Source organism: Micromonospora sp. NPDC085948 (assembly GCF_040686315.1).
Classification (GTDB): Bacteria; Actinomycetota; Actinomycetes; order Mycobacteriales; family Micromonosporaceae; genus Micromonospora.
This window is the reverse complement of record NZ_JBFBJW010000003.1, coordinates 343,321-359,120: the sequence shown is the minus strand read 5'-3', so window position 1 is coordinate 359,120 and position 15,800 is coordinate 343,321. Positions and strand designations below refer to the sequence as shown.

The window sequence follows — 15,800 nt, the reverse complement described above, 5'->3', positions numbered from 1 at the left end:
CGGCACTGGTCACCGTCCGCCGCGCCGGTCACCGGGACTGCAGGGGTACGCCCACCGGACCGCCCACCGTCGGGTCGATCGGCTGGGCGCAGAGCATCGCCAGGTGCTCGGTGAGCTTCACCGCGTCGTCGTACGGGTCGAGCCCGCTCACCTCCATCGGGTCGAGCGCCGGCACGGCGACGTGGGACACCAGCGGGTGGAACGGTCGGGTGTCCACCTCGCCGGTGCCGAACAGGTCCTCGTGCAGCTTCTCGCCGGGACGAAGGCCGGTGTAGACGATCGGCACCCTGCTGGACGCCTGCTCGGCCATCTGCCGGGCCAGGTCGGCGATGCGGACGGGCTCACCCATGTCCAGCACCAGCGCCTCCCCGTCCCGCCCGATCTCGGCGGCCTGGAGGACCAGGTGGACCGCCTCCTGGACGGTCATCAGGTAGCGGGTGACGTCCGGGTGGGTGACGGTCAGCGGCCTGGCGTCCTCGATCTGTCGCTGGAAGGCCGTCACCACCGAGCCGCGACTGCTGAGCACGTTGCCGAACCGGACGCTGAGGAAGGTCCCCGGGAACCGGGACGCGGCGTGCGCGGTCAGTCGCTCGGTGATCCGCTTCGAGTACCCGAGCACACTGATCGGGTCGGCCGCCTTGTCGGTGGAGATGTTGACGAATTTGGCGACGTCCTGGCAGGCGTCCAGCACCGACAGGGTGCCCCAGACGTTCGTCTTGACCGCCTCGCCGGGGTACCGCTGCAACAGGGTCAGGTGCTTGAGCGCCGCCGCGTGCAGGATGACCTCCGGACGGCGTTCCCGGATGATCCGGCGGAGGCCCTCGTCGTCGCGCAGGTCGGCGAGGATCAGCTCCGGGCTGTCCAGCATGGCGCGGCCGGAGAGCGACATCTGCAGGCCGTGCAGGGCCGACTCGTCCCGGTCCAGCATCATCAGCTCACCCGGATCGGCCTTCATCACCTGGCGGCAGAGCTCCGAGCCGATCGAACCGCCGGCACCGGTGACCAGGACCCGCCGCCCGGTCAGGCTGTTCGTCTTCAGCGGCAGGTCACCGATCACCTGGTGGCGGCCGAGCAGGTCGCCGATCTGCACGTCCCGGACGTCGGTGACGGTGATCCGGTGGTCGACGAGATCCCGCACGGGGGGCAGCACCTTGAACACCGCCCCGGCGGTGAGCGTGGCCTCGCGGATCTGGCGGATCAGCGCCGCGTCGGCGTTGGCCACCGAGAAGATGACCGCCTTCGCGCCGGTACGGCGGATCACGGCATCGATGTCGCGCCGCCCGCCGAGCACCCGCACCCGCCGGATGCGCAGGTCGCGCTTGTCGGGATCGTCGTCGAGGGCGCCCACCGGCAGGTACCGGCCGCGCGGGTCGCCGAGCATCGCCCGCAGCAGCTCCTGGCCGGCGTTGCCCATCCCGAACAGCAGCACCGGTGTCGACGACCGGACGTCGGGACGCATGGAGAGATCGCGCCGGTGCCGGTACGCGAACCGGGCACCGAGCATCAGGAGCAGGGCGAGTGCGCCGCCGACCAACGGGGTGCTCGCCGGCACCGGCCGCTCACCTGACGACAGCAGGGCGAGCAGCACGATGGCCGCCGTCAGGATGGCGGTGCCGGCGACACCCTGGACCTCCTGCAGGCTGCCCAGCGGGTGTCGTCCGGAGTAGAGCCGGCGTACCGCCGCCACGGCGACGTGCGCGACTGCCGCGAGCAGGCCGATCGCCGCGGCCCGGCCCAGTTGGCCCGCCGGGAGGTCGAACTCGAACCGGGTCCACACGGCTGCGGCGAAGCCGCTGACCCAGGCGGTGGTGTCGGTGGCGAGGAAGCCCGCGGTGCGGCGGCGAGCCCGGGCCCGCCGTGTCGAGCGGTCCGCGTGCTCCGTGTGCTCGGTCTCCTGCGACATGTGCTGGCTCCCTGACCCGTCTCCGACCGCAACCGCCGCGTACGGCGGAAGGGACTAAACGCCCTTTGTTCTTGTTACAGGCAGTCTCGTGTTTATGAGTGATTTCGGGTGAATAACGCACCGGCATCGCTCCCGCGTCGTCCGGTCGTCACACCGGGCGGGCTCCCGTCCGGAGGCTCAGGAACTCCTCGATCGCGACGGACACCCGGGCGATCTGCGGCTCGGTCAGGGCGCTTCCGCTGGGCAGCGTGAGCCCATCGGTGAACAGCCGCTCCGCCGCGCCGGTGAGCAGGCTCTCCGCGCCGTCGTGCATGGGTTGCAGGTGCATGGGCTTCCACACCGGCCGGGTCTCGATGTCCCGCTCGGCCAGGTGGACCGCCAGGTCGTCGGCCCGCCAGCCGCACCGCTCCGGATCGACGGTGATGACGGTGAGCCAACAGTTGGACTCGCCGTCCTCCGCCCCGAGCAGCCCGACGCCCGGCACCGGGGCGAAGAGTTTGGCGTAGTGGTCGCGCAGGTGCCGGCGGCGGGCGATCATCGCGTCCAGCCGAAGCAACTGGGCTCGACCGAGCGCCGCGAGCAGGTTGCTGAGCCGGTAGTTGTACCCCGTCTCGCGGTGCTCGTAGTGCCGCGTCGGTTCGCGCGCCTGGCTGGCGAGGTGGCGGGCACGGGTGAGCAGCGCGGCGTCGTCGGACACCAGCATCCCGCCGCCGGAGGTGGTCATGATCTTGTTGCCGTTGAAGGAGAGCACGCCGACACGCCCGAAGGAGCCGGCGGCCTGCCCGCGGTGGCGGGCGCCCAGGGCCTCCGCGGCGTCCTCCACCACTGGGACGTCGGCGTCCGCGCAGACCGGGACCAGGGCCTGGTAGTCGGCGCAGCTGCCGAACATGTCGACGGGAACGACCGCGCCGACCCGCTCGCCGCGCGACCGCAGCCGTCGCAGCGCCTCGTCGACGAGGGCGACGTCCACGTTGCCGGTCCGGGGGTCGCAGTCGACGAAGACCGGCCGCGCCCCGATGTAGCGGGCCGCGTTGGCGGTGGCGACGAAGGTGAGCGTGGGCACGACGACCACGTCGCCGGGGCCGACACCGACACCGAGCAGGGCGAGGTGCAGAGCCGCCGTCCCGGAGTTGACGGCCACGGCTCCGACGGCGCCGACCCGCGCGGCGACGTCCTGCTCGAACGCCTGGAGGTCCGGGCCGACCGGGGCGACCCAGCCCGAGCGCAGGGCGGCGATCAGGTACGACTCCTCGAGCGGCCCGATGTCGGGGGGCGACAGGTACACGGTGCCACTCATCGGGCACCGTCGATCACGAGACCACCAGGCATCGGCACGATCCCACCTCCAGCAGCGTCGGGGTAACGCTCGGTACACGTCCTGACCGGGTAGAAACCGGATGACCGCGCTGATAGGCGACAGTCGGCCAGCATTCCCCCGATCAACCCCGAAACTCGCAGACGGACACGGCCGGCTCGGCAGCCTTCTGCGGCGCGGTGATCCACCGCACGAGCGGTGAGCGTCGCAACGACCGGTCGGGCGAGGGGAAAACTGGCCGGTCGGGCGGGGGAGGGGCGGCCCCTTCGGCGGGGGGATCGTGCCGGTGCTCAGGTCGCCGGCGGGACGCGCTCGACGTCAGTACGGCGAGGGCCGCGAGGTGGCCGATCGCGCCGGCTGCGCCGGCAGTGCGGGCGCCGGGCGTCGAAGGTGGCCGACGATCGCCTCGCAGAACACCGTCTCGATGTCGCACTCCTCTTCGACGTGCTGCCACGCCTGGCCCGCCCGGACGTGGTAGCCGCTCGACCTCTCCGCGGTGACGGTGCCGAAGTGCAGGCACTGGAACTCGATCAGGTGGAAGCGGTCGCCGTCGTGGCCGATGTCCAGCGACGTGAGCGGGGTGCCGAGGATGTCGGCGACCTGCTCCGCGTAGGTGAGCAGCGCGGCACGGTCGACGCCCGCCAGGTCCTCGAAGTCGAAGTCGCCGCTGCCACTGGCCCGGAAGTCACCGGGGCGGTTACGCCGGTAGAGGGTGTAGTAGCGCGCACCCATCCGGAGCACCTTGAAGTCACCGCTCAGCCCCGGAATCAACGCCTGCACCAGGAACTTCTGTCGGTGCGTCGAACGCGGGTGGTGGTCTCGGCGAAGCAGTCGCCGGCCATGCTCGCGGACGGTCTCCGCGTGGTCGTGGGTGCGGCTGAAGGCACGGGCCGTGCGCAGCAGTTCCGGTCGGTCGGCCGCGCGGGCCACGAACCGGGAACCGGCGCCGTAGGCGGACTTGAGCACCTTCGGCCACGGCCCGTCCAGCGCCGCGTCGGCGAGTTCCTCGTACGTGCCGAAGGTGCGGGTGCCCAGCCGTTGGGCGTCGCGCGGGAAGAGTTGGGCGCGCAGCGCCTCCATCATCACCTTGTTGTGGTGCGCGCGCAGGTAGCGGTAGGCCGGAATGACCCGGGCGCCGGCGGTCTCCAACGCCAGCACCAGGTCCTCGATCCAGCTCTTGTAGTGCAGCCCGCGATCCTCCGAGGAGGTGTAGAGCACCGGGACCCCGCGCAGATCGTCGCTCAGGTCCAGGTCGGCGAAGCCGATGACCTCCGGTTCGAAACCGGCGCGGGTGAGTTGCCCGGTGATCCGGCCGAGGTCCATCGTGCACAGCCCGTGTTGGGTACGGGCGGTGGAGTAGAACGTGCCGCGGTAGTCGCTCAGGATCAGGATTCTGGTCATCTCGGACTCTCTGCGCGGACGGAGACTTCGAGGGATATGCACCTATTATGGAATTTGGCGAGGCTACCATCGGCCCCTGGATCGACCTGGACGACCGGCGGAGATGCGGGAGGCGACATGCGCGTGGTGCCCGAGCGGGCCGGCGTCGGGACGGGAGTCTGATGCGCGTCCGCCTCGATCAACCTGGAAAGCTGCTCCGCCCGGTGATCGGGACGCTCGACCGTCTCCTGCGTGCGGGGGCGCGGGTCCGACGGGCGATCCGGGGCCTTGCCCTCGCCGACCGCTTCGCCGCCCGGGGAGACAACTTCACGTTCGACCCGGACGGTGTGTACACCTGCGGGTCGATCGAGGTCGGCCACAACGTTGATCTCGGGTACCGACCGATCCTGATGGCGGCCCGGAGTCGGATCCGCATCGGTGACAACGTGATGTTCGGCCCCGAGGTGACGATCCGGGGTGGCAACCACCGCATCGACCAGGTCGGCGTACCGATGATCGCGGTCGACAAGGAGGCCGGCGACGACACCCACGACCGGGGTGTGACCATCGGCGACGACGTGTGGGTGGGCACCCGGGCGGTGATCCTGCACGGGGTGACGATCGGCCGGGGCGCGGTGATCGGAGCCGGTGCGGTGGTCACCCGGTCGGTGCCGCCGTACGCGGTTGCCGCCGGCAACCCGGCCCGGGTGATCCGCCTGCGGTGGCCGGTGGAGACCATTCGGGACCACGAGCGGCAGCTCTACCCGGCCGCGCGGCGGCTGACCGCCGCCGAGTTGGCCGGTCTCGCCGAGCTGCCGGTGCCCGAGCCGCGTCCGACGCCCGTGACGAAGTCGCTGACCACCGGTCTCCAGGCGCGATAGTCGAAGCAGTGGGACCGCTCGCGGGCGGCGCGACTCATCGCCCGCCAGGCCGGGTCGTCGAGCCGCAGCGCGCGCTCGATCCCGCGCCGGACGTCCTCCGCCGCCGCGCCGTCGAGGATGATTCCCTCACGGCCGTCCACGAGGTACCGCCGGAGATCACTCGTCAGGTTGAGCAGCACCGGGCACCCGGCGGCGAGGCTCTCCGGCACCTTGGAGGGGAAGCCCGCCTGCGCGTATCCGAGCGGCGGGCGGACCAGCACGGAGAAGTGCGCCCGGCGCAGCTCGGCGAGCACCCGGTCGCGGGAGACCCGACCCAGGAAACTCACCTGGTCGTCGAGGGCGGCCAGCCCGGCCTCGTCCAGGTCGGAGAGCTGGCCGGCCCGCTCCCGGCTGATCCCGGCGATCACCAGGTGCACCCGGGCCCGGTCGGCGGGCGGGAGGAGACGGATGCCCTCCAGGACCACGGCCAACTGGTCCTTCGCACCTGCCGACCCGGCGTAGAGCAGTCGGAGCCCGTCGCCGAGTGCGGGTGGTGCGGGGTCGGCGTAGTCGGCGCGGTCCACCTGGGGCGGCACCACAAGGGTCGGCCGGCCCTGGCGTACGAAGTGCCGCTCCAGCAGCTCGGAGATGACGATGACCTGGTCGGCGAGTCGTCCGGCCCAGAAGGACGCCCAGCGGTGCCGGAGGAAGTACGGCGTCCGCCAGCCGCGGGGGAACTGGGCCCGGTCGTGCTGCTCCAGCACGTCCACCGTCACCGGGCACCGCACCGCAACCCGCAGCACCGCCCAGGTCGCCAGGTCCCACAGCCCGAGCGGCAGGTGAACGCCGGCCAGGTCGCCCGGACGGACGCCCGCGCGGCGCAGCGCGGCCAGCACCCGCAGCGGGCGGAGTCGCCGGTGTGACCAGCGGCCGAGCGCCCCACCACCCCGGCGGCGACGGGGCAGCGTGATCAGGCGGACGTCGGGTGGCAGGTCCACGGGGGAGGGTGGGCGCGACCCGTCGTCGGGCCAGTCGTTGACCACCAGGGCCACGCCCCCCGGCGGGGTGGCGGACCGGACGAGTTGCAGGAGCCGGTTGGACATCGCGTCGCCGTGCGGAAACCGGTACGCGGCCAGCGCCAGCACCGCGGGCGTCGCGGTGGGCCGCAGGGCGGGGATCAGGTCCGTGCTGGTGGTGGGCTCGCCCACGCTCCACCCCCTCAGGAGATCCAAGTGATTTGTGCCATTATGACTGCTTAGTCTAGGCCGGCCGTCGAAATGAGGAGACATGCAGCGTGCAGCCGTGCGCGACGTCCGGCGCCGGCTCGCGTCGGCCGGAGTGCCGTCGTGAGCCGACCGGTGGTGGTACAGCACTCGGCTGGCGCCCCCGGGGCCAACGGCCCGCTGACCGCCGTGCAACGGGTGCTCGCCTCGCCCCTGGCCGACCGGTACGAGTTCGTCCGGATGCACCAGCACGCCGGCAACGGCAGCCTGAACCTGCCGCTGCTGCGGGAGTGGGTGCGCCTGCTGCGACGGGTCCGCCCGGATCTGGTGCACGTGCGGGGTCTGCAGAACGAAGGCTTCCACGGCGTGCTCGCCGCCCGCCTCGCCGGCTGCCCACGGGTCCTGGTCACCGTCCACGGCACCGTACGGGACCTGCGTCAGCCGGGTCGCCCCTGGCGGCGACGACTGCTCGTGCACGGGGCTGAGCCCCTGACGCTGCGGCTGGCCAGCCACGTCGGCACCGTCTGCGCGTACGCCGCCGGCCGGGACTTCCTGTCCGGCCTGGGCGCGAAGTTCGTCGGGGTGATCCCCAACGGGGTGCCGCTGCCGACCCGTCCACACGCCGTCCGGGACCGGGTCCGCGCCGAGCTGGGCCTGCGCCCCGACGACGTCGCGATGATCGCGGTGTCCCGGCTGACCTGGGAGAAGGGGTACGGCGTCCTCGCCGACGCGGTACGCCGGCTGCCGCCGTCGGCCACCCGCCGGGTGCTGCTGGTCGCCGGCGACGGGCCGGACCGCGACGGCATCGCGGCGGCGCTGGCCGACGCCGGCCAGGTCGAGGTGCGCCTGCTCGGCAATCGTCTCGACGTACCGGACCTGCTCGCCGCGGCGGACCTCTTCGTCTTCCCGACCCTGCACGAGAACCTCTCCAACGCGCTGCTCGAAGCGATGGCGTACGGACTGCCGGTGGTCGCCTCGGCGGTGGGCGGCAACGTCGAGGTGCTGCGCTCCGGCGGCGGCCGGCTGGTGCCGGCCGGTGACCCGGATGCCCTGGCCGCGGCACTGATCCCGCTGCTGGACGACGCCGCCGAGCGACGCCACGTGGGGGAGTTGGGTCGCAAGGTGGTGGCCGAGGACTACGGCCTCGACGTCATGCTCGGTCGCCTCGATCGGGTCTATCAGCAGATCCTCGGGGAGGGACGGTGACGCAGCGACGCGGCCCCCGGGTCACCCTGCTGGGCTTCACCGTGCCGGACGACCTGCTCGCCGAGATCATCGCCCGGGACACCCACCTGCCCACCCAGACGCACACCTTCGCCTGGAGCGTGGTGCGGAGCCTGCGGGCCGCCGACTGTCCGGTGCACCTGCTCTCCGCCGCGCCGGTGTCCACCTGGCCGGGCAACGGGCAGGTCCGCTTCCGGGCGGGGCGGTTCCGGCAGGACGACGTGGACGGGCAGCTGCTGGCGTTCGTCAACCTGCTCGGCCTCAAGCACCTCACCCGGTTCGTGGCCGCCTGGCGTACCGGCGGTCGGGCGCTGCGCGAGCGGGACGCCGACGTCCTGCTGGTGCACGGCGTGCACTCGCCGTTCCTCTGGTTCGGTGTGCTGCGCCGCCGCGGCGTCCACGTGGTGCCGGTGCTCACCGACCCGCCGGGTGTCGCGCTGCCCGGCGACGGTCGGCTGGTCCGGCTGCTGCGCGGGCTCGACGTCGCGCTGGTCCGGGCCGCCCTCGCCCGCTGCTCGGGGGTGATCGCGCTGACCGCCGCGCTCGCCGAGGACTTCGCGCCCGGCCGGCCCCGGCTGGTGCTGGAGGGCATCTGTTCGGCCGATCCGCTTGAGCTGCGCGAGGGCGCGCGGGCGGTGCTGCCGCCCGGTGCGACCAGGGACATCGTGTACGCGGGGGGCCTGAGCCGTGCCTACGGCGTCGACCGGCTGGTCGAGGCGTTCCGCGGTCTGCCCGGGGACGACCTGCGGCTGTGCGTGTACGGCCGGGGCGAGCTGGCGGGTTGGCTGCGCGACCAGGCCGCCGTGGATCGGCGCATCGTGCCTCCGGAGTTGCTGCCCCGGCCGGAGTTGCTGCCCCGGCTGGCCCGGGCGGCCGTGCTGGTGAACCCGCGTCCGGTGGACCAGGACTTCGTCCGCTGGTCCTTCCCGTCGAAGATCATCGAGTATCTCGCCGCCGGGGTGCCGGTGGTGAGCACCCGACTGCCCGGCATTCCCGGGGAGTACGCGCCGTGGCTGTCCTTCGCCGAGCCGGACACCGCCGACGGGCTGCGGACAGCCGTCGCACGGGTGTTGGCGCTGCCGGCGGACGAGGCCCGGGCGCTGGGCGCCGGCGGGGCCCGTTTCGTGCGGGAGACGCGTAACCCGGTCGCACAGGGTCGCCGCGTGCGCGACTTCCTCGCCGGGCTGGCCGGGCTGCCCGACGGGCGCGCCACTCAGCCCCGGCCGCGCGCCGCCGCCTTGCTGAGCAGGTCCTCGATCTGGTCGACGCCGACCCGCAACGACATCCGGTCCAGGTAAAGCTGGCGACCCCGCCGGCCCATCGCGATCCGCTGCTCGGCCGGCACCCGGGCGGCGGCGGCGAACTGGTCGGCCAACGCCCGCCAGTCGTCCGGCGGGCAGACCAGACCCGCCCCGCCCGCGCTGACCAGCGCGGCGGCGTCGCCGTCGGCCGACATCAGCACCGGGGCGCCGCAGGCCAGCGCGGCCTGCAACTTCGAGGGCACCGTCCCGCGCAACCAGGGCAGGTCGCGCAGCATGACCAACTGGTAGTCGGCGGCGGCGTACAGTTCGGCCATCTCGGCGGCCGGACGGCGACCGACGAACCGCACGTTGTCCGCGTCCAACTCGTCGGCGAGTCGCCGGGCCTGTTCCGCCCCCAGCCCGGTGCCGACGAAGACCAGGTCCACCGCGTCCGGCGCCGCCGCGGCCGCGCGGATGGCAACGTCGACGCCCTGCAACACACCCAGGTTGCCGGCGAACATCACCGTCACCCGCCCCCGGTGCCCGATCGTCGCCCGGGCCGAATCGGTGCCGGCCACCGGCCGGAACAGCGCCTCGTCGGTCCAGTTGAAGACGGTGCGCACCGCGCCGGGGTCGACACCCCGCTCGACCACCTGTTCCGCCATGGCGGGCGCGATCACCGCGATGCCGGCGCAGGCGCGGTAGATGCGGCGCATCATGGCGGTCAGGACCCGGTCCATGGCCTGCCCGGCCAGCCCCGGCGGGGCCATCCCGGACGCGGTCACCGACTCCGGCCACAGGTCCTGCACGTGCAGCACCGCCGGGACGCCACGCAACAACCGCAGCAGACCGGCGGCGGCGTACGCGGTGGGTGGCGGATGGTAGACGTAGAGCGCGTCGACGCCGTGCAGGTGGCGCGGGGCCGCCAGGGTGCTGGTGGCGGCGAAGGAGAGATAGCTCGCCGCCCGGCGCAGACCGGATCGGTCGTGACTCGGGTACGCGGGCACCCGTCGGACGGTCACCCCGCGATCGGTGGCCCGGTGGTTCCAGCGTTGCCGCCAACCCGGGTAGGTCCGCCCGAGCGGCAGGCTCGGGAAGGTGGTCAGCACCCGCACCTCGTGACCGCGTCGGGCCAACTCCGTGGCCAGTTGACCCGGCACGAAGGCGCTCTCCGGCGGGTACCACTGACTGATCAGTCCGATTCGCATGTGCCCGGCACTCCCGTCGACGTCAACTCGTCCACCTGGGCAGACAACTGACGGAAGGGAATGAAGGACACGCGGGTCGGTGTCCGCTTCGCGTGACTTGCGGCAACAGCGCTCGTTGTCACACTAGTGGCCCCGGCGGCGCTGCCACGGCCCCACCGAGCGGGCACCCCCAGCGCCCGCCGCCCGGGGCCGAGCCGAACGGGGAGACGCGTTGAAGGTAGTCGTGACCGGCGGCGCCGGGTTCATCGGCGCCAACCTGGTACGGGCGCTCGACGAGGCACCCCAGGTGACCGACGTCGTGGTGGTCGACGACCTCTCCACCGGCCTGCTGGACAACCTGCACGACCAGCCCGTCCGGCTGCACCGGGGCTCCGTGCTCGACCCGGACCTGCTGGACGAGGCGTTCGCCGGGGCGGCCACCGTGGTGCACCTGGCCGCTCTCGGCTCCGTGCCGCGCTCGATCGACCGGCCGCTGCCCAGCCACCACGCCAATGCCACCGGGACGTTGCTGGTGCTGGAGGCGGCTCGCCGGCACCACGTCCCACAGGTGATCCTCGCGTCCTCCTCGTCGGTCTACGGCGCCAACCCGGTGCTGCCCCGCCAGGAGGAGCTGCGCCCGATCCCGGTGTCCCCGTACGCGGTCTCCAAGTTGGCCGCCGAGGCGTACGCGGTCGCCTACGCCGCCTGCTACGACCTGGGTGTGCTGCCGTTCCGCTTCTTCAACGTCTACGGTCCCCGGCAGGCGGCGCACCACGCGTACGCCGCGGTGCTGCCCCGCTTCGTCACCGCCGCGCTCGCCGGCGAGCCGCTGCGCGTGCACGGCGACGGTCGGCAGGCCCGCGACTTCACGTTCGTCGGCAGTGTCACCTCGGTGATCGTCGACGCCGTCGTCCGTCGGGTGTCCACCACCGACGTGGTGAACCTGGCCTTCGGCGCGCGGGTCTCCCTGCTCGACCTGATCGCCGAGCTGGAGGACATCATGGGCCGGCCGCTGCCGGTCGTGCACGAGGCGCCGCGCCCGGGCGACGTACGGGACTCGCAGGCCGACTGCACCCGCCTGGGAGAGCTGTTCCCCGGGGTGCGGCCGGTGCCGCTGCGCACCGGCCTGGAGCGCACGGTGTCCTGGATGGCGGGTCACGTGCTCGCGAGTCAGTAGGGCCGTCGATGTCGTCCGGGGTCGTCGAGCGGACCCGGCGCGCCCGCCGACCGGGCACGCACCGTCGACTTCCCGACCGTGGTCGCCGGCTCGTCTCCGGGGTGGCGACGGCGCTGCTCAGCCGGGCGGCGGGGCTCATCGTGCCGATCGTCCTGGTGCCGGTGACGCTGCCCTACTTCGGCAACGACCTGTACGGCCTGTGGATGGCGGTGGCCGCGCTGGCCGGCATGGCCGCCTTCGCCGACCTGGGGCTGGGCAGCGGGCTGATGACGAAGCTCGCCCCCTGCTACGCCCACGGCGACACCGCGCAGGCCCGTCGCTACATCTCCAGCGCGTACCTGACCCTGTCGGGGCTCGCGCTCGCCCTCACCGGCCTGCTCTGGGTCTTCGCCGGTGCCGTGCCCTGGTCGGCGCTGTTCAACGTGACAGGTCAGGTCAGCCCGGAGCAGACCCGGATGATCTCGTTGATCTGTCTCACCGCGTTCGCGCTCAACATCCCACTCAGCCTGATCGCCCGCGTCCAGTACGCCTACCAGCAGGTCGGTCGGAGCAACGTCTGGCAGACCGCGGGCAGTCTGGCCGCGCTCGGCGCGGTGCTCGGCGTGGTCTGGGCCGGCTGGTCGCCGCTCCTGGTGGTCGCCCTGTCGGTGGCCGCGCCGCTGCTGGTCAACCTGCTCAACACGCTCTGGTTCTTCGGCCGGCAGGAGCCGCGGATCCGACCCACGCCGAGGGCCGTGCAGGCGCACGCCGCCCTGGAGCTGACCCGGCTCAGTGGGCTGTTCTTCGTGCTGACCGTGGTCATCTCGTTCGCCACCAACGCCGACACGCTGATCATCGCGCACGCGCTCGGCCTGTCCGCCGTCGCCGGGTACGTGGTGCCCGCGAAGCTGCTGTCCCAACTCGGCCAGCTCGTCGTCCTGGTCAACGTGCCACTGTGGCCGGCCAACGGCGAGGCGTTGGCCCAGGGCCAGGTGGACTGGGTCCGCCGCACCACCCGACGGATGACCGTGTTGTCCGTGCTCGCCGCCGGTCTGCCGGCCGCCGTGCTCGTCGCCTTCGGTGAGTGGCTGTTCGCGGCCTGGCTGCCGGTGCCGATGGGCGGTGACCGGTGGCTGCTGGCCGGGCTGGGCGTCTGGTGGCTGCTCCAGTCGGCGCTCTCGCCCCGGTTCATGGTGCAGAACGCCGGCGGCGTCCTCGTCCCGCAGTTGTGCGGCTGGGCGGCGTTCCTGGTGTTGTCGGTGCTCGGCAAGTGGTACGCCGCCGACCGCATCGCCGTCGCCGCCGTGCCCTGGGTCGGCGCGGTCGGCTACGCGCTGACCGTCGTGCCGGCGGCGCTGTACGGATATCGCCGGACGCTGCGGCTGCACCGTGGCCCGACCATCGAGCGGAGATTGGTGTCCGACCATGCGCGCTGACGACTATCCCCGCGTGTTGGTGGTGAGCGCGGCCGTGTTCGATCGCTCCACCGGCACCGGCATCACCCTGTCGAACCTGTTCACCGGCTGGCCGGGGGACCGCCTCGCCCAGCTCTACGCCGAGGACCGCGCCCCGGGTCCGGACGCCGTCGGCACGTTCGCCCGGTTCGCGCCGCGCAACGCTCCGGTGGAGTACCACCTGTTCCGGCAGTGGGAACGCGTCCGCCGACCGGTCCGGTCCGTGCTGCTCGGCGCGACCGGTGCGCCAGGCGCTGCCGGCCCGACCGGCGTGGCGCGCGATCCCGGGCCCGGCCCGGTGCGTGCCCGGCTGCGCACCCAACTCCGTGCCTTCGTCGACCTCAGCCCGGTCCGTGTTCCCGACGACGTCCGTCGGTGGCTGCGGGAGCAGCGGCCGGACGTCATCTACACCACGCTGGGCAGCATCCGGATGATGCGCCTCGCCGTCGCCGCCGCGCAGGAGTGCCGGGTGCCCCTGGTGCCGCACTTCATGGACGACTGGCCCACCACGCTCTACACCGGCGGTCAGGTTCTGGGGCTGCCCCGGCTCGCGGTCCGTGCCGGCTTCCGGGACGTCCTGCGGCACGCCTCGTACGGAATGGGGATCAGCGTGGCGATGGCGCGGGAGTTCGAACGCCGTTACGGGTTGCCCTTCGCCGCCTTCGGCAACTGCGTGGACGCCGCGGACTTCGCCGACCCGGACCGGCCCGCGCCGGACCGCCCGGTCGGGGCGCCTGTCGAGTTGGTCTACGTGGGCGGGTTGCACCTGGACCGGTGGCGGTCACTGCGCCGCGTCGGCGAGGCCGTCGTTCGCCTGGCGGACCAGGGGACACCGGCCCGGCTGACCGTGCACGCCCCGGCGACCGACCTCGCGCGGTACGCCGGCGCGTTCACCGGGCTGTCCGCGGTGCGCCTGGGCCGATCGTTGGCCAGCGACGAGGTCGCCGCTGTGCTGCGCCGCTCCGACGTGTTGGTGCACGTCGAGTCGTTCGCCGCCGAGCACCGTCGCTACACCCGCTACTCGCTGTCCACCAAGATCCCGCAGTACCTGGCATCCGGCCGTCCCGTCGTCGGATTCGGCCCGGCCGAACTGGCCTCGATGGCGCACCTGGCGGCGGCCGACGCCGGCGCGGTGGTCGGAACCGACGACCCGGCGGCACTCGTGGGGGCGCTCACCCCGCTCTGCGCCGACGCCGGGTTACGGGCCCGGCTCGGCGGGCGGGCGCTGGCGTACGCGGTGCGGCACCACCGCACCGACCAGGTGGCGGCCCGCTTCGCCGAGGTGCTGCGGGAGGCGGCGACCTGTCCGGTCGACCGGCCACCGGTGCCCCGATCCGGGCGGGCCGGGGCGCTGGCGGACGCCGACTGACGCGCCGACCGGCCCGTCAGCGGTGGAGGCCAGCCTGGACCGTCCGGCCGTCGCCGCTGCCGACGAGCGCGGCCGGGGCCGGGCGGTGGCGGCGGGCGCGGGAGTGCCGGGGCGCCGCCGGCGGACCCCAGATCCCCGGCAGTACGGTGACCAGCGCCAGCACCAGCCAGAAGGCGAGGGACGTCTCCCACTGGCCGGTCAGCCAGATCGGCAGCATGACGCCGGTGAACGCGCAGGCCAGCAGCAGTCCGGCTCGGCCGGTGCGGGCCGCGACGACGAGCGCCGCGGTCATCGCGCCGAAGTAGAGCAGCACGCCGACCAGCCCCAGGTCGTTGCCGACGGTGAGGAGCAGGTTGTGTGGCCCGATCTCGTACGGGTTGGTGCTGAGAAAGACTCCCGCGCCGGATCCGTTCAGCGGTGACTCCGACCAGGTCGACAACGCGTAGGGCCAGATCCAGAGGCGTCCGGAGATGTCGCCGGTGGGTCGTCCGTACAGGCCGTCGAGCCAGAGCAGCTCCGCCCTCGGCGTCAGCCCGAACGGCACCAGGACGATGAGCGTGGCGGCGAGCCCGGCGACGGTGACCCCGGTCAGTCGAGGCGCCACGCGGGTGGCCAGCGCGCCGACGAGACCGGCCACGATGCCGATGGCCGCGCCACGCGAGCCGGTGAGCAGCACGCCGTACCCGAGCAGCACGGCCAGGGCCAGCGGCGCGAGACGCAGGACCGGCCGGTGCGCGCCGGCCGCGGCGAGCACCAGGGCCAGCACCACGCCGGCGGCCAGGGTGTACGCCGTGCCGTTCACCTCCCGACCGTCGATGCCGTAGCGCTCGGCGAAGAGGACCACCTGCCCCTGGGACCGGGCGCCGGTCGCCACCTCGACGGCGACCACCGCGCAGCCGAGCAGGAAGGTCCAACCGACCAGCAGCAGGTCCCGGCGGCCCCGGACGACGTGTCGGCAGGCCACGAAGAGCAGGCTGACCGAGACGTACCGGTAGGCGGCGGGTCCGGTGATGTCGGGGTGGCTGGTCCAGAGCAGGCTGGCGGCGGCCCAGCCGGCGGTGAGCAGCGCGACGGTGTCGACCGGCCGCAGCCGGGGCAGCCGGCCGCTCAGCACGACGGCCAACACGGCGAGGATCGCCACGTAGTTGAACGACCACCACGGTGGCCGGGCCACCAGGTAGGCGGCGACACACAGGACCAGCACGGCGGGCAGGCTGCCGGTGGGCGCGGCCGGCGAGGGGCCGGGCTGTGCCGCGGGTCGCCGTCCGGGTGGGGCCAAGGGGGCGGGCACCAGTTGGGCACCGGCGGTGTGGTGGTGTCGCGGGGCGTGGGTCGGGTGGTGTCGCGGCGGCGCGTCGGCCAGCGTGTGCGCCCCGCGCCCGTCTGGACAGGCTCGGCGAGGCACGGAACCGTTTCTACCAGGTGCGACGGTGCGAAGTGGCCAAATCACTGCATACACCGACATGTTTTCTGAGTGCCCTATAGCTC

Annotated in this window: 11 protein-coding genes and 1 pseudogene; 6 read left to right on the top strand and 6 right to left on the bottom strand. The window is 73.1% G+C overall.

Features of this window, described 5'->3' with window-relative positions:
* Positions 1–28 precede the first annotated feature (28 nt).
* From AB0O48_RS11300 to AB0O48_RS11290, 3 genes are all read right to left on the bottom strand, one after another.
* Positions 29–1,903 (bottom strand): polysaccharide biosynthesis protein, encoded by a 1,875-nt coding sequence (locus AB0O48_RS11300; RefSeq protein ID WP_357245721.1) that lies wholly within the window; start codon positions 1,901–1,903, stop codon positions 29–31.
* Between the two features lie 148 nt (positions 1,904–2,051).
* Positions 2,052–3,200, bottom strand: a complete 1,149-nt coding sequence (locus AB0O48_RS11295) for an aminotransferase class I/II-fold pyridoxal phosphate-dependent enzyme (RefSeq protein WP_357245718.1) — start codon at positions 3,198–3,200, stop codon at positions 2,052–2,054.
* A gap of 336 nt (positions 3,201–3,536) precedes the next feature.
* Positions 3,537–4,619 (bottom strand): hypothetical protein, encoded by a 1,083-nt coding sequence (locus AB0O48_RS11290; protein WP_365064820.1) that lies wholly within the window; start codon positions 4,617–4,619, stop codon positions 3,537–3,539.
* A gap of 161 nt (positions 4,620–4,780) precedes the next feature.
* On the opposite strand from AB0O48_RS11290, the gene AB0O48_RS11285 reads away from it, so the two are divergent.
* Positions 4,781–5,479: an acyltransferase gene (locus AB0O48_RS11285; RefSeq protein ID WP_357245713.1), complete on the top strand. Its 699-nt coding sequence runs from the start codon at positions 4,781–4,783 to the stop codon at positions 5,477–5,479.
* Between the two features lie 20 nt (positions 5,480–5,499).
* On the opposite strand, the pseudogene AB0O48_RS11280 reads toward AB0O48_RS11285, so the two are convergent.
* Positions 5,500–6,561 (bottom strand): annotated as a pseudogene (locus AB0O48_RS11280) (glycosyltransferase); the annotation flags it as partial.
* A gap of 243 nt (positions 6,562–6,804) precedes the next feature.
* Here AB0O48_RS11280 and AB0O48_RS11275 point away from each other — a divergent pair.
* Together AB0O48_RS11275 and AB0O48_RS11270 are read left to right on the top strand one after the other, a co-directional pair.
* Positions 6,805–7,887: a glycosyltransferase gene (locus AB0O48_RS11275; RefSeq protein WP_357245710.1), complete on the top strand. Its 1,083-nt coding sequence runs from the start codon at positions 6,805–6,807 to the stop codon at positions 7,885–7,887.
* On the top strand, positions 7,884–9,203 hold the full coding sequence (locus tag AB0O48_RS11270) for a glycosyltransferase (protein ID WP_357245708.1): 1,320 nt from the start codon (positions 7,884–7,886) through the stop codon (positions 9,201–9,203). Before AB0O48_RS11275 ends, AB0O48_RS11270 begins: the two co-directional genes overlap by 4 nt.
* On the opposite strand, the gene AB0O48_RS11265 is transcribed toward AB0O48_RS11270, so the two are convergent.
* Complete coding sequence (locus AB0O48_RS11265) at positions 9,119–10,354, bottom strand: glycosyltransferase family 4 protein (RefSeq protein ID WP_357245705.1); 1,236 nt, start codon at positions 10,352–10,354, stop codon at positions 9,119–9,121. The two genes, AB0O48_RS11270 and AB0O48_RS11265, sit on opposite strands and share 85 nt — an antisense overlap.
* A 211-nt stretch (positions 10,355–10,565) precedes the next feature.
* Here AB0O48_RS11265 and AB0O48_RS11260 point away from each other — a divergent pair, with 211 nt between their 5' ends.
* Genes AB0O48_RS11260 through AB0O48_RS11250 form a run of 3 tightly spaced genes read left to right on the top strand, consistent with a single transcriptional unit; the run spans position 10,566 to position 14,312 of the window.
* On the top strand, positions 10,566–11,510 hold the full coding sequence (locus AB0O48_RS11260) for an NAD-dependent epimerase/dehydratase family protein (RefSeq protein WP_357245702.1): 945 nt from the start codon (positions 10,566–10,568) through the stop codon (positions 11,508–11,510).
* A gap of 8 nt (positions 11,511–11,518) precedes the next feature.
* Positions 11,519–12,925, top strand: a complete 1,407-nt coding sequence (locus AB0O48_RS11255; RefSeq protein WP_357245700.1) for a lipopolysaccharide biosynthesis protein — start codon at positions 11,519–11,521, stop codon at positions 12,923–12,925.
* Positions 12,915–14,312, top strand: a complete 1,398-nt coding sequence (locus AB0O48_RS11250) for a glycosyltransferase (protein ID WP_357245697.1) — start codon at positions 12,915–12,917, stop codon at positions 14,310–14,312. Before AB0O48_RS11255 ends, AB0O48_RS11250 begins: the two co-directional genes overlap by 11 nt.
* Before the next feature lie 16 nt (positions 14,313–14,328).
* On the opposite strand, the gene AB0O48_RS11245 is transcribed toward AB0O48_RS11250, so the two are convergent.
* Positions 14,329–15,603, bottom strand: coding sequence for an O-antigen ligase family protein (locus AB0O48_RS11245; protein WP_357245694.1), 1,275 nt, complete (start codon positions 15,601–15,603; stop codon positions 14,329–14,331).
* Between the last annotated feature and the right edge of the window lie 197 nt (positions 15,604–15,800).

Excerpts from the sequence above, each read along its gene's own strand:
- AB0O48_RS11300 (WP_357245721.1), bottom strand. The coding sequence starts at position 1,903 with ATGTCGCAGGAGACCGAGCACACGGAGCACGCGGACCGCTCGACACGG.
- AB0O48_RS11295 (WP_357245718.1), bottom strand. The coding sequence starts at position 3,200 with ATGAGTGGCACCGTGTACCTGTCGCCCCCCGACATCGGGCCGCTCGAG.
- AB0O48_RS11290 (WP_365064820.1), bottom strand. The coding sequence starts at position 4,619 with ATGACCAGAATCCTGATCCTGAGCGACTACCGCGGCACGTTCTACTCC.
- AB0O48_RS11285 (WP_357245713.1), top strand. The coding sequence starts at position 4,781 with ATGCGCGTCCGCCTCGATCAACCTGGAAAGCTGCTCCGCCCGGTGATC.
- AB0O48_RS11265 (WP_357245705.1), bottom strand. The coding sequence starts at position 10,354 with ATGCGAATCGGACTGATCAGTCAGTGGTACCCGCCGGAGAGCGCCTTC.
- AB0O48_RS11255 (WP_357245700.1), top strand. The coding sequence starts at position 11,519 with ATGTCGTCCGGGGTCGTCGAGCGGACCCGGCGCGCCCGCCGACCGGGC.
- AB0O48_RS11250 (WP_357245697.1), top strand. The coding sequence starts at position 12,915 with ATGCGCGCTGACGACTATCCCCGCGTGTTGGTGGTGAGCGCGGCCGTG.